The following is a 20782-nucleotide window of genomic DNA, read 5'->3' on the forward strand; positions in this document are numbered from 1 at the left end:
AAACTGATGAACTTTTGAATTAGTAACCCATACCACCCATGTCAGGTGCACCTGCATGACTATGCGGAGCTTCTGGTTTTGGTTTGTCTGCAATTACGCATTCTGTAGTCAGTAACATTGCTGCAATAGAAGCTGCATTTTCAAGTGCTACACGACTAACTTTGGTAGGATCAATAACACCTGCTTTGAACAGGTTTTCGAATACTTCTGTACGTGCGTTGAAACCGAAGTCAGCTTTTCCTTCTTTGATTTTTTGAACCACGATAGAACCTTCGATACCGCTGTTAGCAACGATTTGACGGAGAGGCTCTTCAATAGCTCTTTTTACAATCTGGATACCAGTTGCTTCGTCTTCGTTAGCACCTTTCAGTTTTTCCAGCGATTCTACAGCACGGATGTAAGCAACACCACCACCTGGTACAATACCTTCTTCAACTGCCGCACGTGTTGCGTGTAATGCATCATCTACACGATCTTTTTTCTCTTTCATTTCTACTTCTGTAGCAGCACCAACGTATAATACTGCAACACCACCGCTTAATTTAGCAAGACGTTCCTGTAATTTTTCGCGGTCGTAATCAGAAGTGGTATTTTCAATTTGCGCTTTGATTTGGTTCACACGCGCAACGATATCAGCTTTTTTACCTTTACCTCCAACAACAGTTGTGTTGTCTTTGTCGATGGTAACAGAAGCAGCCTGACCTAAATAAGACAGGTCAGCATTTTCCAGTTTGAAACCTTGTTCTTCACTTACAACAGTACCTGCAGTAAGAATTGCGATATCTGTAAGCATTTCTTTCCTACGGTCACCAAAGCCCGGAGCTTTAACAGCAGCTACTTTAAGGGTACCACGTAATTTATTCACCACCAGTGTAGCCAGTGCTTCACCTTCAAGGTCTTCAGCGATGATTAACAATGGACGGCCGCTTTGTGCTACTTTCTCCAGGATGTGGAGGATATCTTTCATAGCGCTGATCTTCTTATCGTAGATCAGGATGTATGGATTCTGTAATTCAGCTTCCATTTTTTCGCTATTGGTAACAAAATATGGAGAGATATAACCACGATCGAATTGCATACCTTCTACTACATCAACAGTAGTATCAGTACCTTTTGCTTCTTCAACAGTGATAACACCTTCTTTACCAACTTTGCCCATTGCAGTAGCAATCAGTTTTCCAATTTCATTATCGCTGTTGGCAGAAATAGTAGCAACCTGCTCAATTTTTTTAGAATCGTTACCAACGGTTTGAGACTGTGCTTTCAGGTTTTCAACCACTTTAGCAACAGCTTTGTCGATACCGCGTTTCAGGTCCATTGGATTAGCACCTGCAGCAACGTTTTTCAAACCTTCGCCAATAATTGCTTGTGCTAATACAGTAGCTGTAGTAGTACCATCACCAGCAATATCTGCAGTTTTAGAAGCAACCTCTTTCACCATCTGAGCGCCCATGTTTTCGATAGCGTCTTCAAGTTCAATTTCTTTAGCTACAGTAACACCATCTTTTGTTACAGAAGGTGCACCGAATTTTTTCTCAATAACCACGTTACGGCCTTTTGGTCCGAGGGTTACTTTAACTGCATTAGCAAGGGTATCAACACCCTTTTTCATTTTATTTCTTGCTTCGATATCGAAGAATATTTGTTTTGCCATTTTTTGTCAATTTGAAAATTTGAAAATTTGGAAATTTGAAAATGTAGGTCTTACTTTTTAGTTGAAAATTTGAAACTGAAACATATTCATTTTCAAATTTTCAAATTACCACATTTTCAAATTAGACGATCGCAAGTAAATCGCTTTCACGCATAATGAGAAGGTCTTGTCCTTCGATCTGAATCTCAGTACCTGCGTATTTTCCGTACAGGACATTGTCGCCCACTTTTACGGTCATCGGTTCGTCTTTTTTACCAGTACCTGCGGCTACGATGGTACCTCGCTGTGGTTTTTCTTTCGCTGTGTCAGGGATGATGATTCCGCCGGCAGTTTTTTCTTCAGCAGCGGCCGGCTTAACAATTACTCTGTCATGGAGGGGAGTAACGTTGAGTTTCTTAGCCATACGTTATTGGTTTTTAATTTATTAAGGTTAAAAATCTTTTTGCCATTCATCGATAATTGTGCCACCCGGGGCGAACAGGTCAAAATTGCAGATTTCCTGCTCCGGAATGCCCTGGACAAGCTTTCGTACTGTCAGAACGGGCGGCAAAGATGCAGTAAGTTTCTGGTTTATAGTGCCAAATTTTCATTTGCCTCCCCGGATAAAATTTCTAATTACTCCAATCCAAGTTTAAACGAATGCCGTATCTGCATAAAATGCAATAACATGAAACTACTCAAAAGGATATTAAAAGGGGTGGGAATACTGGTGCTCGTATTGTTTGCTGGGTTGTTTATATATGCAAATAAGGCAAAACCATCATTGGGTGAGCGGGTTTATATGGAAAACCCTACACAGATCGTGGTAATGCAGTTTCCTGATAGCTTTTCCAGTAAAGATTCCACTGAAATGGAAGCCTATTTTATGCAGCAAAAGGGTGTTTATTCTAATGTTATCAGTTTAAAGAGCCAAACCCTTTGTGTGACCATCGACCCCCGCAAAACCAGCAGGTCGGCCATTCTTGATCTGGCGAAGGGGTATCACCCCGGTCTGGTAGAAAGACAACCGCTTCAATCAAGGGCAGAATGTCCGGTAAATATGTATGCTTTCCGGAAACTTACTTATGCCTTAAACATCCGTAAATAATCATTCAAAATACAATCACCATTAAATTAAGAAAACCATGAAAAAAACATTTTTAGGGGTTACCGCAATCGCCTTAGTGGTTGCGATAAGTTTTACAGCCTGTAAAAAAGATGATGCAATGCCTGTAAACAGTGGTAGTGATCTATACAAAAGACTTGGAAGTAACGCAGGTATTAAGAAAGTAGTCGATGATTTTATTGGAATTGTGGTGGCTGATAATGTGATCAATGGCTTTTTTGCGAATACTGCCAAATCACAGGAGCGGGTTGATGACCTGAAAATGCACCTGGTTAACCAGATCGGAGAGGCAGTAGGTGGACCAGAGAAGTACACAGGTTTGTCTATGAAAGCCGCACACGTAGGGCTGGGTATTAAAGACGTTCATTTTAACGCATTGGTTAATGATCTGGTGGCGGCCCTGAAAAAGAACAATGTTTCTGATGCAGATGTGAACACCATTGGCGGAGCACTTGTTCCTTTAAAAGGCGATATCGTAGAACCTTAATCCGGAAAGGGTTATGTATAGGTTGTATCAAGGTTAAACCTGTCCGTTCCCGGACGGGTTTTTTCATTTTGACATGCATCCTGAAATTAATACCTTTGCAACTTTCCAATAAGTTCTTACCAGATGATCAGTAGAAGAAATATCCGTGTTAAAGTAATGCAGCTCCTTTACATGATTGAGGCTGCAGATACCAGCGTAACACGTCAGAAGCCTGAAATTGAATTGAAGAAGCAATTTGATCAGACAACTTCCCTGTTTGTATACCTGCTTTATTTTTTAACTGAAATTGCCCGTTATGCCGAAACCAATGCGGTTAAGCGTGCATCCAGAAACCTTCCCACCAGTGCCGATTTAAATGTTAATACCAAAATCGCTGGTAATGAGTTTTTATGGCAGATTTTAGAGTCGGCAACTTTTCAGAAGGCTAAAGAAGCCCATTTTCCAGAGAAAATACTCGATAAAGACCTGGTCTATAAGATTTACCAACAGTTAACCGAACTTCCCCAATATCAGGAATATATAGCGGTCCCGGGTAGAGAAAAGGTGAAGGAAAAAGAAATCATTAAAATCATCTTTACTCATCTGATGTTACCAAATGAGTCGTTTATCAGTCATTTGGAAGAGCATTTCAATAACTGGGATGATGATGCTGAAATGATGGAGCAACTAATGCTCAATTATATTCAAAAGCCAACGAGTTATAATCTCCAGGAAATGATTAGTCAGGAAAAATGGCAATTTGCCAAAACCCTGCTAATTACCAGCATTGAAAAGAAAGAACTGGCCACAGATCTAATCAAACCAAAATTGAAAAACTGGGATGCCGAAAGAATCGCCTTATTAGATATGATCCTTATGCGCATGGGAGTATGCGAGTTGTTATATTTCGAAACGATTCCCACCAAAGTTACTATTAACGAATACATAGACCTGGCCAAGGAATACAGCACCCAGCAAAGCGGACAGTTTGTAAATGGTATTCTGGATAATATTCATAAAGAGCTTACAGATGCCGGTAAAATCCAGAAAATAGGCTATAAGAAATAGCAAATACGAAATAAGGAATAAGAAATATATAATTTATGGGGTTTGTTTTCATAAGACGGATTGTCTTGGGGTGTGTTATCGGGGGTTGGATAATAGCTTGTGCAGGACCTGATAAAAAATCTCCCCTTACTAATCCAAAATTGATCGATACGGCAAATTATACAACCATACAGTGGCTTGATTCACTGGTAGATTTTGGAACTATAACCCAAGGAGAGAAAATTCAACTTAAATTCAGGTTCAGGAATACAGGAAATAAGCCATTATTTATAACAGATGTAAGGGCTGGCTGTGGTTGCACGGTTCCTGATTATACAAAAGAAGCCGTAGTTCCCGGGGGAGAAGGGGCCGTAACAGCGGCATTTGATACCAATAAAGCCATGACGGGAGATACCAGAAAAACAGTACTGGTATTTACAAATACTTTTAATGGTAGCGAACACACCCTTATCTTTACAGGCCATGTTAAGGGCGTCAAAAATTAATTAGTCATTTTTCATTTAAACAAATAACAATGTTTTATCTCAATTCAGTATTACTTGCCGCTGGTGGTCAGCAAGGTGGTGGAATGGTTCAATTGGTAATGATGGGTGCTATCATCCTTGTTTTTTGGTTGTTTATGATTCGTCCACAAGCCAAAAAAGCCAAAGAGCAAAAGAAATTCGTAGAAAATATGCAAAAAGGTGATAAAATCGTTACCATCGCTGGTATCCATGGCGTCATCAATAAAATCAATGAAGACAATACTATCCAATTGGAAGTGAGTCCGGGCAGCTACCTGAAAATCGAAAAATCATCCGTTAGTATGGAATGGAGTGCTGCTATTAATAAGTCTGCGGACAAAAAATAAATCAACCTTCAACAGGTGGAAAATAAAGGTCCGGGAATGCAGTTTCCGGACCTTCTTGTTTTATCTTTAATCTATGTTGAAAATCGGACTCACAGGTGGTATTGGTAGCGGCAAATCTACCGTTGCAGGAATTTTTCAGGTACTGGGTATTCCGGTATTTGATGCTGATGCGAATACCAAAATAATTATGGAGTCAGATGCAACTCTTCAGGCTGGTATAAAGTCTTTATTTGGAATTGATTCATTTATTGGAGGTCGGTTAAACAGAAAATTAATCGCCGATATTGTTTTCAAAGATCCTTTGCAATTAGAAAAATTGAATGCCCTTGTTCACCCAGCGGCTATTCGTGCAGCGGAAGAATGGGCGGATAAGCAGAAGGCGGCATATGTTATAAAGGAGGCGGCTCTGTTTTTTGAAGCTGGGTCTGCTGAAGGGATGGATTATATCATTGGGGTATATGCTCCGAAACATATCAGGATTAAACGGGTTATGGACAGAGATGCTTTGTCAAGGGAAGCGGTACTCGACCGAATGAATAAACAAATTCAGGAAGAAATTAAAATGCGTTTATGCGATTATGTTATTCTGAATGATGATCAACACTTGCTTATTCCGCAAGTATTACAACTGCACGAACAGTTTTTAAAAGAAGTTAACGATTCTTCAGATGAATAAAATAAATGTGTTAGAAGCCTTTAATCAGGTTAATGGTTACTGGAATCCTTTAGTAGCCGGATCTTTAAACGGTCAGGAGGTAAAATTGGTTAAATTCAAAGGACCATTTACCTGGCACCATCATGATCATGAAGACGAGTTGTTTTATGTTGTGAAAGGTTCTTTTGTCATGGAGTTTAGGGATAAAGATGTTTTACTTGAAACAGGGGATTTCCTCATTGTTCCCAAAGGAGTAGAGCACAGACCCAATGCAAATGAGGAAGTATGGGTAATGTTATTCGAACCAGCTACTACGTTAAACACAGGTAATGTTCAAAATGAATTCACTAAAACAAATCTTAATAGAATATGATCGCTGAAACTCCAGCACCTCCGTATTACGCAGTAATATTTACGAATGGACTTACAGAAAATACAGAAGGTTACGAAGCAATGGCAGATAAAATGTGTGAAATGGCTTTACAGTCACCCGGATGTCTGGGTTTTGAATCGGTAAGGAATGGGATGGGTATAACGATTTCTTACTGGAAAGACCTTGAAGCTATAAAAAACTGGAAAGCCAATATTGAGCATATGGAAGCACAAAAAAAAGGGCGGGATATTTGGTATCAATACTTTAAAACCAGAATTTGCAAGGTAGAACGTGATTATGGCTTCGATCGTTCAGTTAATCAACTTTAATACCTGTAAAATTAAAAAATGATACCGGCAGAAAATCCAAATAATGAACAGGATCGTTTGCGGGAATTACTTCGCTATGAAGTACTTCATACACAGTATGAAGAAGATTTTGACCAGATAGTGCAACTGGCCTCATCTATCTGTAAAACACCGATCTCTACTATAACCTTACTGGACATTCACCAGCAATGGTTCAAAGCAAAAATAGGTATTGATAAAGCAAGTGACGATCGGAGTATTTCATTTTGTGGTCATGCCATCCATCAGACGGATATCATGGAAGTAGAAGATGCACTGAATGATATTCGTTTCTTTGATAATCCACTTGTATTAGGTGATCCGAATATTAGATTTTATGCAGGTTACCCATTGATAAGTCCATCTGGCTATCCCTTAGGTACTCTTTGTGTTATTGATAAAATTCCCCGAACACTTACTGAAGAACAGAAATTTGCATTGAGGACTTTGGGAAATCAGACCATGAAAATGTTTGAACTCAGGCTGAAAAACAAAGAAGAAGTATTAAGGAATCAGGTAATTGAAGAGCAAAAGAAAAAACTTGAAATCTCAAAAGCAATTCAGAATAAAATTATATCCATTATTGCACACGATGTACGCGGGCCGGTAGCATCTGTTAAAAGTATGATCGAATTGAGTAACGATCAAGAACTTGCGAAACAGGATCAGGAAGAGTTGTTAAGATTGCTGGATAAACAGATGGATGCTACGTTGGATATGCTGACTAATTTGGTAGAGTGGGGTAGTATACTTATTCAAAAAGATAAGCCACAGACACAGGTTCTTGATTTGAGAAAAATTGTTCAGAACATAGTGACCAATCTCCAGCCGTTTGCGAGTATTAAAAATAATACAATCGTCAATGATATTGAACCAGCCTGTATTGTTCACTCCGACGAAAATTCTCTAAGGTTTATATTTCGCAATATTATCAGCAATGCCAATAAATTCACCAGTTCCGGAACAATTCGTTTAACCAGTGAACGGTTGGGAGCCAATAAAGTTAAAATAGCTATTACTGATACCGGGTGCGGTATGACGGAAGATATGTTAAAGCAATTATTTATTCCGGGAATACGTAATAGCAGGGAAGGTACCAATAAAGAAAAGGGGAGTGGTTTGGGTTTAATTTTAGCCAAGGAGTTTGCTGAAGCATTGGGAATTGAAATGGAAGTTGCCAGTACACCTGAAGTTGGAACAACATTTAATCTTTTATTCCAGCTTGTATCATAATATTTAAAGAAACTATAAGAAAGCATAGTTTGCTTTAAATTGTGTTTTTAAGCATGTTATTTCTCGAAAAAACATGTCTGTTATCTATAAACCAGTTTTACACGACATTTTCTACAATACACCTATTTATTTTCATATCCGATCACCTGTTGATTTGAAGGGATAACTGTGTTGATAGTTTAAAAGAAATAAGGGTATGATTAGCTTTAGGAATGCAACTTCCAGTGATAGCAATATAATATTGGATATTAAATTAAATTCTACAAAACAACTCACCGAGCCAGTTTGGGGATGGGATCCAGTAATACAGATTGCGTATCATGCAAAACATTTTCGTCCTGAAACCTATCAATTAATTATCGTCGATGAAAGGATTGTTGGATATTTTTCTGTGTACCAAACTGCTTCCAATCTGTTATTCCTGGAAGCTATAGTCATTATAGATGATTTTCAGCGTAAAGGAATTGGCAGTATAATTCTTGATAATTTAAGAAAAATAGCGATTCAGGATTCATTTGAGATTGAGCTACATGTCCAGAAGAATAATCTAATGGGTAAAAAATTCTTTCTTAAAAAAGGGTTTAGTGTATCTACTCATTCTGTAACGCATTACAAAATGAAATACGTCCCGGAAAAATCAATTAATTATGAATTATAAACCCCTCGCTATCCGCTTAATAACGCTCATGTTATTATTCATTTGCTTTTTTTTCACAACAGACTTAAATGCACAAACTGGCTTTATAGGTAATAGAAAACTTGATTCAATGCGTTTGCATTACCTGAATGAACAATATATCCAGTCATGGATCAGGTCAGATACCATTACCTATAACCATTTGTTGTGGGACAAAAATTTTGTTCATCTTGGCGCAAGTAAAGGGCGGCTTATACCTCGTGTGGAATTAGCGCCCATTTTTGGTGAAAAACGATTTGGTGCAATCAGACTATTTTATGCTGACAGTGTTGAGATTCGGTTTATTAGTGATTCTATCGCATTTGTATATGCAGTAACGCCTTATGCGGATTTTGACGCAGAAACAATTTCCTATAGCAGGTATAATGATGTGTATTTAAAAAGTGGAGAAGGGTGGAAATGTATTGCAGCCAATACTGCTAATATAGCCCTGGATAATTACATCCTTCCTGAAATTACTAGTGTGCCTGTGCTGCTAAAGCCAGCTATAGCCACATCCCAAAACCAATATGAGGAAGAGTCAAACGTAATGAAATTAAACAGAAAATGGGTAAATGCATTTGCGCTTAATGATATTGCTTTAATGAAAAATGATACTTCAGCCGAAACCTGGATATCTTATCCTGATGGAAGTTTGCATAAGGGGGGCTTACAATTTTTAAATCCTTGCAGACAATCAAGTATAAACACGACATTATTAATGAGGTTGTCTTCTTTCCGCGTAAAGATTTTGCTGTAAGCTGGAGTGTGATCAAATTAACTAAAGCAAATGCAAGAATAAGTGCCTTGCAATTGTGTAATTACTATTTCTATGAGCAAGGCCAATGGAAACTAGTTTCGTTTAATGCTGTGGCGATACAAGATTAAATTCATGCAATAGTCGGTCCTGTTATGATATCTGCATAAATGATTCGACCTGTTTCTTATAAGACCTGCCAATAGGTATCTGGTGTTCGTTAAGGTGAATTTTGCCATGTTGTATATACTTTATACGGTTCTTGGCAACAATAAAGGATTTATGAACCCGAATAAATAAATCTTCAGGCAATTTTGATTCAATGATTTTCATATAGCCGAGAATTACATGCTTTTGATTGCCTGCATAAACGATTGCATAGTCTTTGAGTCCTTGCACATGTGTAATATCATTGATGTTTACCCTGGTATATTTAGTGCCTGATTTTATAGTAATTATTTCAGTTTCTATTTTGGAAGGTTGTTCAATCGTTTGGGCACCAGCGTGAATCAGGTCTAGTAGTTCTTTCGCCCGATTGCAAGCCTGCTCAAATCTTGGAAGTTTTATTGGTTTCAGCAGATAGTCAATAACACCGGCATCAAATCCATCAAGTGCATATTGTCTGTATGCCGTTGTTATAATTGTAATAGGCTTGTTTTCAAGCGATCTTAAGAAATCGAGTCCATTAATTGTAGGCATTTCTATGTCTAAAAAAAGAATGTCTGGTTTTTCATTCTCAATTTCTTTTTTAGCATCAGATGGATTAAGATGTTTGCTATGAAGTTGTAATAAATTTGATTTGTGGATATAATTCTCTATTACTTCCATAGCCAAAGGTTCATCATCTAATATGATACATTTATACTTTCTCATAATTCAATAGATAATTGAATGGAATAAATGTCAGCATTTTTCTCCTGTGTAAATTGGTGTTTATCTGGATAATATAATGCCAACCTTCTCCTCAGGTTTATCAGGCCCATTTGTTTGCCGGGTTTCTGAATTGAAGCCGAATAACTGTTTTCGCAATGAAATAATAATATATTTTCATTTAGTCGGCAGCTTATTTGAATGAAACTCTTTTTATGATCCGCTGCATGCACATACTTAAACGCATTTTCAACGATTGATAATAAAAGCATTGGTGCAATTTTGAATGATTTTTTGGGTATTTCATCAATCCTGTATTGTATATCGTATTCACTAATGTCTTTGCGGAGTTTTTCAAATTCTATGTAGTTAACCAGGTTATTTATATCGGCTTCAAGTGGAACAGTATTTTCGTCCGTTTCATAAAGCATATACTCCATCATATCTGATAACTTAAGTATGAGTTCAGGTGTTTTCGCTGAATTCTTTAAAGACAATGCGTAAAGGTTATTTAATGTATTGAAGAGAAAATGAGGGTTAATCTGAGCTTTGAGCAGGGTTAGTTCTGTAGATAAATAATCAATACGCATCGCATTTATTTGCTCTTTTTGTCTGAATTGCTCTTTTAGGTAATAAAACAAAGAAGAAATCAGGATATATCTTAAGGCGAGAAAATAGTTGTTCCAGAACTGGATTGGGTTTGATTTATAGGTAATAAACATTTCTGATAAACTCCTGTAGTCGGCCTGATAACAAAAGGCAAATCCAGTCATTAAAAGCAAGTGTATCAGGCAGTATTCAATATATTTCTTTTTTACGTAGAATTGAGGTATCAGGTACCAAAGATTGATATAGGTAATACATGCCAATAAAAAAACACGGTAGAATAGTGAAAAGAAAAATACAAAAGGGTATTCGGGCAATAACCCGATTACATCAAAGATGAAAGAGCAAAACATCGTAATCCAAAACAATACATGGTAAATGATCCATGATTTTTTTTGCTTTTTTTGCATCTTTTACGGGGTTTGTATTAGTGCAAAGGTACTCGATCATTAGTCTTGCAACGCGCTCAAAAACCTGTGGTAGTCGTTTTTGATCGAATTCTAAAGTTGTTTATCGGTAATGTTTAGGAGTCGAAATTTGCCATTAATAATATTGAAGTTCAATACCCTTCAATATGACGATCAAAAAACTACTGGTATTTCTAGGTATTTTCCTCCAAATTAAGGTTGCTGGTCAAACAATTACCCTGACACAGCCACCCAATGGCGGTAATCAAAAATCAGCCGTCTCACAATGGATGGGGATTGGGTTTGTTACCGTTACCTACCGGGGGCCAGATGTTCATGATAACAATGGAAATGATCGCAGGGGAAAAATATGGGGAAACCTGGTTCATAATGGGTTCGCGGATTTAGGTTTTGGACCATCTATGGCTTCTCCCTGGAGAGCAGGCTCCAATGAAATTACAACGATTCAGTTCTCGCATGCTATGAAAGTAAACGGCAAATCAATTTTACCGGGTACTTATGGGTTGATGCTGGCTTTAGACTCCCTGAATGCATGGACCTGGATATTTTCCTCTGTTTCCACAAGTTGGGGTACGTATTATTATAATGAAGAAGACGATGTTCAGCGCATCCCGGCAAATCCGGAGAATGCACCATATTCAGAATGGTTAACGTATACATTTGAGCAAAGAAATGCTGCATCCTGTCAATTGTGGTTGAATTGGGAAGATAAACGGATAGGTTTTCGAATTGAACTTCCCAATGCCAATGATTTATATGTTGCCAAAATGAAAGAAGAATTGGTAGGATATGCTGGGTTTGATAGCCGGAATTGGATTCGTGCGGCTAAATTTTGTTTAGATAGCATGGTTCAAATGGAAAAAGGACTATGGTTCATTGACCGAGCACTTGATACAGCTCGCATGAATGGAATTATAGATGCGAATTCACTACGTATAAAATATGAACTTTTACTACAATTAAATAGGGGAGAGAAAGCGAAGTTGGTATTTGATCAGTTGGTCGGACTGAAAGAGCTCCTGGTAACAGATCTTTATTTGCTTGGAAGAAATGTACTCAAAAAAGGATATTTAAAAGAAGCATCCTCAATTTTTATTTCCAATAAAGAGAAATTCCCGATGGACAAATATTGGACAAATATGGGATTGGCATTATCTCTCACTGCTGAAGGAAAAAATACTGAAGCTATTGCATGCTGGGAGCAAGTGATTGAAAATTCTCCACCAGATCGTATTGCCAGTATTCCTGAATATGAGGCACAAATAAAAAAATTAAAGGAGGAAAAATGAAACAACAAGGTGTTCCTCTATTTAACTGGTTCTTACTCTTATTTACTAACAACACTAAGAAAACTTTTATTTTTTTGCATACTCAAATTGCAAAGTTGATATGATGTAAATAGGTATAAGAAACATCGTTATTAAGCAAACAGGTTACCTGACCGACAAAGTTTATCCCACTCTTGTTAACTCCCCAAGCTTATCAAAAGCGTAATGGTAACCTTTAATGAGAACAGGCAAGGTTTAGATTTCTCATGTGTGTAATTCGCATAGGGTACGCACATCGGCCTGTATTTCTATACGGGCCCATTTTCATTCATCGGTTTTATCCGCATGATGGGTCGAATTCAACAATTATTGTTTTCTATTTATAGAAACAGGTAGGTCGTTTTTTATATAATGTATGATACATGAAAAGGTATAATTTATGCAGACAATTACAATAACCGCAGCAGATGGTTACAAGTTAAGCGCACTTTATAGCAAGCCCGTAGGCCAAAATATTGGCTATATAGTTTTAAGTTCTGCCACAGGGATAAAAAAGGAATTCTATATAAATTTTGCCCGATATCTGGTTCAAAATGGTTACGCTGTTTTATTGTATGATTATAGAGGTATCGGCAAATCGGCTCCTGTAAACCTACGGAAATGCGCATCTTTTATGCATGAGTGGGGTACTCTAGATATGAATGCTGTTTTGGATTATATGGTAACCGAAAAAAAAGCGACCGATATTATTTGGGTTGGACATAGTGTTGGAGCACAATTGGTTGGATTTCTAAAACATAAAGAACATATCCGGAAAGTAATTGCTATTAGTGCAGCATTTGGCTACTGGAAATATTTTCCTTCCCCCATAAAATGGAAAATATGGGGACTCTGGTTTTTTATAGGCCCACTTATGGTGTCTTTGTTTGGATATGGTGCGATGAAAAGAATTGGATGGGGAGAAAATTTGCCGCGTAATATGATGAAAGAATGGAGAGAGTGGTGTTTAAGTAAAACCTACTTTGCCTCAATGCTGAACAGGAAAATACATGCCGATAAATTTTATGGATTTGACATTCCGATCACTTCTGTATATATGAGTGATGACCCACTGGCAAATGATACTACAGCTCCTATGATGCTATCTTTTTTTCCAGATGCTAAATATGAATTATTAAAACTTTATGTAGATGAATACACCCATTGTCCTGTTGGACATGTTGGTATCTTTCGGAAGAAATTTCAAAACAATCTCTGGCCATTGCTGGTAGAGATTATCGAAGGGAGTCATTATATGAAGAAAATTCAGCGATTATAATAAAACAAGCCATGAATATGCATTTCTAATGCATATTCATGGCTTGTTTTAGGTTAGCTTACCTAACGGCCTCCAGCCACTTCGCTGATCACTTTACCAACTGCGCCATTAGGCATTTGGATACTCAACATTGCCGCAACTGTTACAGCAATATCAGTCATATAGTGTTCTTTATAAGTTTTGCCCGGATTTACTTTCCATCCATACCATACTAAAGGTATATGAGAATCATAGGGGTTCCAAACGCTATGGTCTGTGCCTTTGGAATTATCTTTAAACCAGGCTGGTTTTGGAATTATTTGAAGCTCGCCGCTTCTATATGGAAAATATCCGTTGATTAATCTTTCACGAATGGTATGCTGAAGATTAGATTCCCCAAGTGTTGCTTTATCAACAACCCTGTAAATACCTTCTTCTTTTTCCATCATGTTAATAATGAATGATTTGATTTCAGTAAGATTTAGTTTTAATGAATCAATATCCTTCAAATTCAATGCAAGATTATAATAGGTTGAATTGATGATGCCATTCTTTAATTTGTATTTAGTCAACAGTTCGGCATTTATTTTTCGAACGATTGAGCCTAGTGGAATAGATCCACCCGGAAGATTGTGCTCCTTTAAAAATGCAGGAACATGCGCTGCACCATGGTCTGCAGTTAGAAACAATAAATAATTACCCTTTCCCACTTGCTGATCCAGAAAGTTCAGGAATTGCTCAACGTCTTTGTCAAGGCGCAGGTAAGTATCTTCCAGTTCTACAGCATTTGGACCATAAGTATGTCCAGCATAATCTGGCGATGATATACTAACTGCCAGGAAATCAGTTTCCTTTCCCTTACCCATCTTTTCATTGATTGCAGCCGCTTTGGCCATTTCAAATGTATACGTGGCTGCTTGGGGAATATGAGGAAGTTTATAGTAGTCTTTTCCTACATAGCCAGACAGGTCATAAGGGAAACTGGTTTTAGCTACTAATTCAGAACGTTCATAATCTTTTACATCTTCTGAACTCTGTGTATAGGTGTCAATTGGATAAAGCGTTTTCCAACCTTCTTTATAGTAGGTGTCTGGCAGTTTTTTGTTATTGAAGTCATTTACCCATTGAGGTAATTCTTTCATGTAATAAGTGCTGGAAATGAAAAGGCCCTTTGATTCGTCATACCAATAAGCAGCATTGGCCGAATGACCAGCCGGAAATATGGCACCGCGGTCTTTAATTGAAATGCCTATCACTTTACTCCTGAAATTTGTCGCAAGTCTTAATTCATCGGTTACTGTATTAGATACCATGTTGGCCGGGCTCATTTCACCATCCTTACTGTCAGAACCCACTGTTTTAACAGTTTTATCTTCTGCACAGTAAACGGTTCTTTGCATTTTGGTATCCCACCAATTGTTGCCGGTAATACCATTGATGGCAGGTACCGAACCTGTATAAACGCATGAATGACCGCAACCGGTTGCAGTAGGAGTATAGGGAATAAACGTGTTCTCACAACTAAATCCCTGATTCAACAAGCGGTTAAATCCACCCTTGCCATAGCGATTTTGATAGCGGTAGAGGTAGTCCCAACGCATTTGATCAACCATGAGTCCAACCACCAGTTTTGGTCTTGAAACGCCATTTGTGGCTGGTGCAGGGGCTTTCTGAGCGTGTCCGGCTGTTGTTATAACCAGGAGGCTTGCAATAAACAGAATTCTTTTCATGAGATTGAGTTTTCCTTTGTAGAAGCTTAAAACGGGGTGAAGATACGATACCGTGTATAAATCAGCTTGCCCCATAGTCTTAAAAAGATTAGTTTTGCGGCAATTTCGAACCAAAGTAATAATTTAATAATATGGCAGACATTTTTGAGAAACTGGTTAAGAACTATGGTCCAATTGGTCAGCACCGTGAGCGTGCGCATGGTTATTTCGCTTTTCCAAAACTGGAAGGTGAAATTGGAAGCAGGATGATTTTTCGTGGAAAGGAAATGATTGTCTGGAGCCTGAATAACTACCTGGGTCTTGCCAATCACCCGGAAGTTCGTAAAACCGACGCAGAAGCTTCTCAGCAGTTTGGTCTTGCATTACCTATGGGAGCAAGGATGATGAGCGGAAACAGTAATTACCACGAGCAGCTAGAGCAGGAACTGGCCGCTTTCGAATCAAAAGAAGATGCTATCCTGATGAATTTTGGTTATCAGGGTATCATGAGTGCTATAGATGCAATTTGTGGCAGACATGATGTGATTGTTTATGATGCAGAAAGTCATGCTTGTATAATTGATGGATTACGTTTGCACCCCGGACATCGTTATGTATTCAAGCATAATGATATGGAGGATTGTGAAAAGCAATTACAACGTGCAACCGCTTTAATTGAAAAACAAAAAACCGGTGGCATCCTTGTAATTACTGAAGGTGTATTCGGAATGGCCGGTGATCAGGGTAAATTAAAAGAAATAGCCGCATTAAAAGCTAAATATGAATTTCGTCTGCTGGTAGATGATGCACATGGTTTTGGTACACTTGGTGAAACTGGAGCAGGTGCAGGTGAAGCACAGGGTTGTCAGGATGCAATCGATCTTTATTTCTCCACTTTTGCAAAATCAATGGCATCAATCGGTGCATTTATGGCCGGACCAAAAATCATCATCGATTTTATTCGTTATAATATCCGCTCTCAAATCTTTGCCAAAAGCTTACCGATGCCTATTGTAATTGGTAACTTGAAAAGATTGGATATGTTGCGCACCATGCCTGAGTTAAAAGAAAAACTCTGGAGCAATGCCATGAAATTGCAGAATGGACTAAAAGAAAGAGGTTTTGATATTGGTAAAACCGATACTCCTGTTACACCTGTTTATATGAAAGGTGGGGTAGAAGAAGCTACTGCAATGGTAATGGACCTCCGCGAAAACTATCATATTTTCTGTTCTATTGTTGTGTATCCGGTAATTCCTAAAGGACATATCATCTATAGATTGATTCCTACAGCCGCACATACGGATCAGGATATTGAAGAAACATTGAAAGCTTTCAGTGAAACCAAAGCCAAACTGGATGCCGGAGCTTATAAGGTAGAAGCGATTCCTGATATGGCGGAAGCGAAATAAACAGAGGAACAGAGGAACAGAGGAACAGAGGAATGACAAATTTCGAAGTTAGTATATTAATAAAAGAAGCCGCTCATTTTGGGCGGCTTCTTTTATTAATTAGACTCGAAGTGTTTACTTATAATTTTTTGATCAACTCTGTGCCGAGTTTTACGTATTCTAAGTTTGGTGTGGGAGCAGCTTTGGCTAATTCGATACATTTTTCTGCACTGGCTTTCGCACTTATTTTATCTCCCAGGTCGCGCTGAATTTTGGCCTTTAAAAGAAACATCCAAAAACCGTTCGGATTTGATTCGGTTGCTTTTGTAACTGCTACTAATGCTTTATTCAGGTCTTTATCCATTTCATAATAAAAGTTAGCAGCAGGGAAGTAAGCATTTGGATTTACCTTTTCGGCACTTAAAGCCTTTTCTACCTGAGCACGAATACGATCTTTAATGTTTGTACTTATGGGAATACGTACAGAAGTACCACCCCATATAATAGTCAGATCGCAGGTTTCCGGAGCGATATTGGCAAATTGCATGGTAAACGTTTCGGTATTACCTGCTGATTTATCGGCTTTTACTTTAAATCTAACCACATCTTCTGCTTCTTTATATCCATCTGTACCCCAGTTAGATAAACCTTTGTTTAGGATAACTTCCCAATTGTCTTTTCCGGGGATAGTGTATAATACATAAGCACCTGTATCTAATCTTTTACCGCCAATTGTAACATTATCAGTGAAAGTAAGACGGGTAGCTGCATTGGCACCGGTTCTCCACATTACATTAAGTGGAGCCAGGTCGCTGCCTTCTTTCAGGTAACTGCGGCCATTGATATTTGGTCTTGAATAGGTTAATTCAATTGTTCCCATGCCAAAAGCCTGTTTTATGGTTTGAGTAGTACTGGGCTGGGGCATATTGATTTGTGCAAACGCATTGATGCTGCATACAGTAGCGGCAAGCAATAAAAGTTTTTTCATACTGATAATTGTTTTAGAGTCACAAAACTACCCGAAAATCATTCAATAAAGCTTGTTCTTTGTTAACGAAGGCTATTTTTTTTAAAGGCAGGGTGGAATTGCTGTAAGGTATTTCGAAGAAAATCCCGATCGAGGTGTGTATAAATTTCAGTAGTGGTGATGCTTTCATGCCCTAACATTTCCTGCACAGCTCTTAAATCTGCGCCACCTTCTACCAGATGGGTAGCGAAAGAGTGACGGAATGTATGCGGGGAAATTTGTTTGTTTATCCGGGCTTTCTGGGCCAGATCCCGGATAATATAAAATATCATTACCCTTGATAAATGCTTCCCCCTGCCATTCAGGAACAAAATATCTTCAAAGCCAGGCTGGGGTTGTTGGTGCACCCTTATTTGTTCTTTGTATATTTTAATACACTTAATGGCATCTGAACCGATTGGTACCAGTCTTTCTTTATCACCTTTTCCGATTACCCTTATAAAACCTACATCAAGGTATAGACAGGAAATCTTTAATCCTACCACTTCGCTTACCCGTAAGCCACAACTATACATGGTTTCAAGTATGGCTTTATTGCGACCACCTTCTGGTTTACTCAAATCTATTTGCTGGATAATCAGTTCAATTTCCTCAAAACTTAAAACATCGGGTAATGCCCTTTTGGTTTTTGGTGCTTCCAATAACGCAGATGGGTCAACGGTTATGGATTGCTCGGTAAGCAGGTATTTATAAAAACTTCTGATTCCAGAAATGATCCTGGCCTGTGAAGTGGCGGTCATGCCAAGTTCTCCGATCCACTTTACAAAACCCTGAAGATCTTTTAAAACAACTCCGGAAGGAGCTACTTGTTTTTCGTTAAGTAAAAGGTATTGGGTAAGTTTTTCAACATCACGGAGATAAGCTTCCACAGTTAAATCGCTCAGCGATTTCTCCAGCCGTAAAAATGCTTTAAATCCTTTTTTATAGGCATCCCACATATAATTTGAAAATTAGTGAATTTGAAGATTTGAAAATGGAATGCTTTTGATTTTTACCAAGGTAAAAATAAGGATTCATTAGCGGTAATGATATTTTCAGTTATGCCTTAGCTTCTAGTCTTGATTGAAACTTATTTGAATCTAATACTATTATTTGAATCAATGCGTTTACCATTGACTATTGACTATTGACTATGGTCTATGGACCATTGTCTAAACTGCCATAAGTCAGAACCTGTGCCGAATACTACATTGTATAAAATGATTTGGCATAACGCCGCTGCTCACCGATATTGCAAGCCAAACACTTTAATACTGTACATGCAGCCGATTAATCTCCGTTCGTTTAAACAGAAAGTACGACATCACCAGAAGGCATTTAAAAAATTCTTAGGTAAAATTGAGAAGAACCCGCCCAGACATTTGGATAAGATTGCTGAAACAATTGATACAGAAGTGTGGAAGGAGATTGACTGCTTATCCTGTGCCAATTGTTGTAAAACAATGAGCCCCACTTTTACGAATACGGATATTAAAAGAATAGCCACTCATTTCAGCATGTCGCCTAAGGAGTTTAAAGAGAAATGGTTATACTTTGATGAAGAGGATGGTGATTGGATGAATAAAAAACAACCATGTCAGTTCCTGGATATGTCTACCAATATGTGTGCGATTTATGAAGTAAGGCCTTCTGATTGTGCCGGGTTCCCTCATTTGAAGAAAAAGAAAATGGTAGAATATATTCACGTACATCAACAAAACGTTGAATATTGTCCGGCCACTTTTAAGATGGTAGAAAAAATGATGGAACGGTTCTAATCTCTGATTCATTATCCCATCAAGACTGAAGTCATAGAGATAGAACCATAAATGGTCTTGTCGTTGAAAAAATGCATGTTATCTTCTGGCGATTTTAGTCCAAGCAGGTACAATAAAGGAAGAAAATGCTCTGGTGTAGGAATCGATTGTTGTACGGCTTTGCCCAGCATAGTATAGTTACTTAACGGCTGGTAATCGCCTTGTATAATCATCGATTTGAATTGCTGGTTTGCTTCAACTGCCCAATCATAACCTGAATCTGGTTTATGCCAGTCGATCATCCGGAGATTATGTACCATATTTCCGCTAGCAACAATTAAAACACCTTTATTTCTAAGTGCCGTCAATTCTCTGGCAAACTGATAATGCCATTCCGGTTTTTGTAATTGATTCATACTAAGTTGAACAACAGGAATATCCGCTTTAGGATACATGTGGTTCAGAATACTCCAGCATCCATGATCTAATCCCCATTTATAATCTGGTTGTATGACTTCCTTTGTAACAATTTCTTGTGTGAGTGCTGCAAGAGTTGGACTTCCAGGTGCAGGGTATTGAACATCAAATAGTGGTTTAGGAAAGCCGTAGAAGTCATGGATGGTAGATGGCTTTTCCATAGCTGTAACAAATGTTCCCCGGGTTTCCCAATGAGCCGAAATACAAAGTATGGCTGTTGGAGTTGGAATTTCTTTCGTGATATTATGCCAGCCAGTAGAGAATTCATTGTATTCAATTGCGTTCATAGGACTTCCATGTCCTACAAATAGAGCAGGCATTTTTTGGGTGGTTGCACTGTTCCCTAGGATCTGATGAAGGGTTTGAAAAGACAATATTCAATGTTTAGACATTAAATATACAAACTATTTAGCATCTTCAGAAATAAACATCATCAATTCGAAATATTTCTTTTGCGATACCATTTACTAGCGTAATAGCTATCACATCAAATTGGAGGTATTTCCAACTGGGATTTTGTAATTGGTATGCTTCTGCAGCATTTTTCAGGTGGTTCATTTTTTCCCTTGTTATGCTTTCTTCCGGTTTACCGAATCGGTGAGAGTTTCTTGTTTTTACTTCAACAAAATGCAGTTTTCGGGCTTTGGAAGCAATGATATCTACTTCCCAATGCTTAAAGCGCCAGTTTTGCTCCAGAATTTCGAACCCATTTTCTTTAAGATAGGAGCAGGCAATTTCTTCTCCTTGCTGCCCTATTTGCTGGTTATGATTTGCCATAGATTGTTAAAA

General features: G+C 38.1%; 24 protein-coding genes. 15 read left to right on the forward strand and 9 right to left on the reverse strand.

The window, feature by feature from the left end:
• Window positions 1–19 precede the first annotated feature (19 nt).
• Complete coding sequence (gene groL / locus ACH30E_RS08020) at window positions 20–1654, reverse strand: chaperonin GroEL (RefSeq protein ID WP_294997148.1); 1635 nt, start codon at window positions 1652–1654, stop codon at window positions 20–22.
• 121 nt (window positions 1655–1775) lie between these two features.
• Window positions 1776–2057 (reverse strand): co-chaperone GroES, encoded by a 282-nt coding sequence (locus tag ACH30E_RS08025; protein WP_294997150.1) that lies wholly within the window; start codon window positions 2055–2057, stop codon window positions 1776–1778.
• Between the two features lie 264 nt (window positions 2058–2321).
• On the opposite strand from ACH30E_RS08025, the gene ACH30E_RS08030 reads away from it, so the two are divergent.
• The 11 genes from ACH30E_RS08030 (at window position 2322) to ACH30E_RS08080 (ending at window position 9187) form a co-directional block, all read left to right on the forward strand.
• A complete protein-coding gene (locus ACH30E_RS08030; protein WP_490824382.1) occupies window positions 2322–2741 on the forward strand; it encodes a hypothetical protein in 420 nt (139 codons plus the stop codon).
• A 37-nt stretch (window positions 2742–2778) separates the two neighbouring features.
• The gene (locus ACH30E_RS08035) at window positions 2779–3246 is read left to right on the forward strand and encodes a group I truncated hemoglobin (protein ID WP_490824383.1); all 468 of its coding nucleotides are present in this window, start codon (window positions 2779–2781) and stop codon (window positions 3244–3246) included.
• Window positions 3247–3369: 123 nt separating this feature from the next.
• Window positions 3370–4293 (forward strand): transcription antitermination factor NusB, encoded by a 924-nt coding sequence (gene nusB, locus ACH30E_RS08040; RefSeq protein ID WP_490824384.1) that lies wholly within the window; start codon window positions 3370–3372, stop codon window positions 4291–4293.
• 140 nt (window positions 4294–4433) lie between these two features.
• Window positions 4434–4778: a DUF1573 domain-containing protein gene (locus ACH30E_RS08045; protein ID WP_490824385.1), complete on the forward strand. Its 345-nt coding sequence runs from the start codon at window positions 4434–4436 to the stop codon at window positions 4776–4778.
• A gap of 29 nt (window positions 4779–4807) precedes the next feature.
• Complete coding sequence (yajC, locus tag ACH30E_RS08050) at window positions 4808–5143, forward strand: preprotein translocase subunit YajC (RefSeq protein ID WP_490824386.1); 336 nt, start codon at window positions 4808–4810, stop codon at window positions 5141–5143.
• Between the two features lie 73 nt (window positions 5144–5216).
• A complete protein-coding gene (gene coaE, locus ACH30E_RS08055; protein WP_294997161.1) occupies window positions 5217–5819 on the forward strand; it encodes a dephospho-CoA kinase in 603 nt (200 codons plus the stop codon).
• The gene (locus ACH30E_RS08060; RefSeq protein WP_490824387.1) at window positions 5812–6171 is read left to right on the forward strand and encodes a cupin domain-containing protein; all 360 of its coding nucleotides are present in this window, start codon (window positions 5812–5814) and stop codon (window positions 6169–6171) included. The genes coaE and ACH30E_RS08060 overlap by 8 nt, the downstream gene beginning before the upstream one ends.
• Complete coding sequence (locus tag ACH30E_RS08065; RefSeq protein WP_490824388.1) at window positions 6168–6500, forward strand: antibiotic biosynthesis monooxygenase family protein; 333 nt, start codon at window positions 6168–6170, stop codon at window positions 6498–6500. Before ACH30E_RS08060 ends, ACH30E_RS08065 begins: the two co-directional genes overlap by 4 nt.
• 18 nt (window positions 6501–6518) lie before the next feature.
• The gene (locus ACH30E_RS08070) at window positions 6519–7751 is read left to right on the forward strand and encodes a GAF domain-containing sensor histidine kinase (protein WP_490824389.1); all 1233 of its coding nucleotides are present in this window, start codon (window positions 6519–6521) and stop codon (window positions 7749–7751) included.
• 196 nt (window positions 7752–7947) lie between these two features.
• Window positions 7948–8409: a GNAT family N-acetyltransferase gene (locus tag ACH30E_RS08075; RefSeq protein WP_490824390.1), complete on the forward strand. Its 462-nt coding sequence runs from the start codon at window positions 7948–7950 to the stop codon at window positions 8407–8409.
• A complete protein-coding gene (locus ACH30E_RS08080; protein WP_490847332.1) occupies window positions 8399–9187 on the forward strand; it encodes a hypothetical protein in 789 nt (262 codons plus the stop codon). Before ACH30E_RS08075 ends, ACH30E_RS08080 begins: the two co-directional genes overlap by 11 nt.
• A gap of 150 nt (window positions 9188–9337) precedes the next feature.
• Here ACH30E_RS08080 and ACH30E_RS08085 read toward each other — a convergent pair whose 3' ends face one another.
• The gene (locus tag ACH30E_RS08085) at window positions 9338–10057 is read right to left on the reverse strand and encodes a LytR/AlgR family response regulator transcription factor (RefSeq protein ID WP_294997173.1); all 720 of its coding nucleotides are present in this window, start codon (window positions 10055–10057) and stop codon (window positions 9338–9340) included.
• Complete coding sequence (locus ACH30E_RS08090; RefSeq protein ID WP_294997175.1) at window positions 10054–11070, reverse strand: sensor histidine kinase; 1017 nt, start codon at window positions 11068–11070, stop codon at window positions 10054–10056. Before ACH30E_RS08090 ends, ACH30E_RS08085 begins: the two co-directional genes overlap by 4 nt.
• A gap of 164 nt (window positions 11071–11234) precedes the next feature.
• Between ACH30E_RS08090 and ACH30E_RS08095 the strand changes: the two genes are divergently transcribed.
• Together ACH30E_RS08095 and ACH30E_RS08100 are read left to right on the forward strand one after the other, a co-directional pair.
• Window positions 11235–12377 (forward strand): DUF2911 domain-containing protein, encoded by a 1143-nt coding sequence (locus tag ACH30E_RS08095; RefSeq protein ID WP_490824392.1) that lies wholly within the window; start codon window positions 11235–11237, stop codon window positions 12375–12377.
• A 418-nt stretch (window positions 12378–12795) separates the two neighbouring features.
• Window positions 12796–13674: an alpha/beta hydrolase family protein gene (locus ACH30E_RS08100; RefSeq protein WP_490824393.1), complete on the forward strand. Its 879-nt coding sequence runs from the start codon at window positions 12796–12798 to the stop codon at window positions 13672–13674.
• A 62-nt stretch (window positions 13675–13736) separates the two neighbouring features.
• Here ACH30E_RS08100 and pafA read toward each other — a convergent pair whose 3' ends face one another.
• The gene (pafA, locus tag ACH30E_RS08105) at window positions 13737–15383 is read right to left on the reverse strand and encodes an alkaline phosphatase PafA (protein WP_490824394.1); all 1647 of its coding nucleotides are present in this window, start codon (window positions 15381–15383) and stop codon (window positions 13737–13739) included.
• A 131-nt stretch (window positions 15384–15514) separates the two neighbouring features.
• Here pafA and ACH30E_RS08110 point away from each other — a divergent pair, with 131 nt between their 5' ends.
• Window positions 15515–16774 (forward strand): aminotransferase class I/II-fold pyridoxal phosphate-dependent enzyme, encoded by a 1260-nt coding sequence (locus ACH30E_RS08110; protein ID WP_490824395.1) that lies wholly within the window; start codon window positions 15515–15517, stop codon window positions 16772–16774.
• Between the two features lie 118 nt (window positions 16775–16892).
• Here ACH30E_RS08110 and ACH30E_RS08115 read toward each other — a convergent pair whose 3' ends face one another.
• Both ACH30E_RS08115 and xerD read right to left on the reverse strand, forming a co-directional pair.
• Window positions 16893–17741, reverse strand: a complete 849-nt coding sequence (locus tag ACH30E_RS08115; RefSeq protein WP_294993244.1) for a DUF2911 domain-containing protein — start codon at window positions 17739–17741, stop codon at window positions 16893–16895.
• A 62-nt stretch (window positions 17742–17803) separates the two neighbouring features.
• On the reverse strand, window positions 17804–18718 hold the full coding sequence (gene xerD, locus ACH30E_RS08120; RefSeq protein ID WP_490824396.1) for a site-specific tyrosine recombinase XerD: 915 nt from the start codon (window positions 18716–18718) through the stop codon (window positions 17804–17806).
• A 321-nt stretch (window positions 18719–19039) separates the two neighbouring features.
• On the opposite strand from xerD, the gene ACH30E_RS08125 reads away from it, so the two are divergent.
• A complete protein-coding gene (locus tag ACH30E_RS08125) occupies window positions 19040–19537 on the forward strand; it encodes a YkgJ family cysteine cluster protein (protein WP_490824397.1) in 498 nt (165 codons plus the stop codon).
• Between the two features lie 11 nt (window positions 19538–19548).
• Here the strand turns inward: ACH30E_RS08125 and ygiD are convergent, their stop codons facing one another.
• Both ygiD and ACH30E_RS08135 read right to left on the reverse strand, forming a co-directional pair.
• The gene (gene ygiD, locus ACH30E_RS08130) at window positions 19549–20313 is read right to left on the reverse strand and encodes a 4,5-DOPA-extradiol-dioxygenase (RefSeq protein WP_490824398.1); all 765 of its coding nucleotides are present in this window, start codon (window positions 20311–20313) and stop codon (window positions 19549–19551) included.
• A gap of 97 nt (window positions 20314–20410) precedes the next feature.
• On the reverse strand, window positions 20411–20770 hold the full coding sequence (locus tag ACH30E_RS08135; RefSeq protein ID WP_294993233.1) for a YraN family protein: 360 nt from the start codon (window positions 20768–20770) through the stop codon (window positions 20411–20413).
• Window positions 20771–20782 lie beyond the last annotated feature (12 nt).

The organism is Sediminibacterium sp. FW305-C-61, assembly GCF_058231065.1.

Coding starts and splice junctions, on each gene's coding strand:
- groL (WP_294997148.1), bottom strand. CDS start 1,654: ATGGCAAAACAAATATTCTTCGATATCGAAGCAAGAAATAAAATGAAA.
- ACH30E_RS08025 (WP_294997150.1), bottom strand. CDS start 2,057: ATGGCTAAGAAACTCAACGTTACTCCCCTCCATGACAGAGTAATTGTT.
- ACH30E_RS08030 (WP_490824382.1), top strand. CDS start 2,322: ATGAAACTACTCAAAAGGATATTAAAAGGGGTGGGAATACTGGTGCTC.
- ACH30E_RS08035 (WP_490824383.1), top strand. CDS start 2,779: ATGAAAAAAACATTTTTAGGGGTTACCGCAATCGCCTTAGTGGTTGCG.
- nusB (WP_490824384.1), top strand. CDS start 3,370: ATGATCAGTAGAAGAAATATCCGTGTTAAAGTAATGCAGCTCCTTTAC.
- yajC (WP_490824386.1), top strand. CDS start 4,808: ATGTTTTATCTCAATTCAGTATTACTTGCCGCTGGTGGTCAGCAAGGT.
- coaE (WP_294997161.1), top strand. CDS start 5,217: ATGTTGAAAATCGGACTCACAGGTGGTATTGGTAGCGGCAAATCTACC.
- ACH30E_RS08060 (WP_490824387.1), top strand. CDS start 5,812: ATGAATAAAATAAATGTGTTAGAAGCCTTTAATCAGGTTAATGGTTAC.
- ACH30E_RS08065 (WP_490824388.1), top strand. CDS start 6,168: ATGATCGCTGAAACTCCAGCACCTCCGTATTACGCAGTAATATTTACG.
- ACH30E_RS08070 (WP_490824389.1), top strand. CDS start 6,519: ATGATACCGGCAGAAAATCCAAATAATGAACAGGATCGTTTGCGGGAA.
- ACH30E_RS08075 (WP_490824390.1), top strand. CDS start 7,948: ATGATTAGCTTTAGGAATGCAACTTCCAGTGATAGCAATATAATATTG.
- ACH30E_RS08080 (WP_490847332.1), top strand. CDS start 8,399: ATGAATTATAAACCCCTCGCTATCCGCTTAATAACGCTCATGTTATTA.
- ACH30E_RS08085 (WP_294997173.1), bottom strand. CDS start 10,057: ATGAGAAAGTATAAATGTATCATATTAGATGATGAACCTTTGGCTATG.
- ACH30E_RS08090 (WP_294997175.1), bottom strand. CDS start 11,070: ATGCAAAAAAAGCAAAAAAAATCATGGATCATTTACCATGTATTGTTT.
- ACH30E_RS08095 (WP_490824392.1), top strand. CDS start 11,235: ATGACGATCAAAAAACTACTGGTATTTCTAGGTATTTTCCTCCAAATT.
- ACH30E_RS08100 (WP_490824393.1), top strand. CDS start 12,796: ATGCAGACAATTACAATAACCGCAGCAGATGGTTACAAGTTAAGCGCA.
- pafA (WP_490824394.1), bottom strand. CDS start 15,383: ATGAAAAGAATTCTGTTTATTGCAAGCCTCCTGGTTATAACAACAGCC.
- ACH30E_RS08110 (WP_490824395.1), top strand. CDS start 15,515: ATGGCAGACATTTTTGAGAAACTGGTTAAGAACTATGGTCCAATTGGT.
- ACH30E_RS08115 (WP_294993244.1), bottom strand. CDS start 17,741: ATGAAAAAACTTTTATTGCTTGCCGCTACTGTATGCAGCATCAATGCG.
- xerD (WP_490824396.1), bottom strand. CDS start 18,718: ATGTGGGATGCCTATAAAAAAGGATTTAAAGCATTTTTACGGCTGGAG.
- ACH30E_RS08125 (WP_490824397.1), top strand. CDS start 19,040: ATGCAGCCGATTAATCTCCGTTCGTTTAAACAGAAAGTACGACATCAC.
- ygiD (WP_490824398.1), bottom strand. CDS start 20,313: ATGCCTGCTCTATTTGTAGGACATGGAAGTCCTATGAACGCAATTGAA.
- ACH30E_RS08135 (WP_294993233.1), bottom strand. CDS start 20,770: ATGGCAAATCATAACCAGCAAATAGGGCAGCAAGGAGAAGAAATTGCC.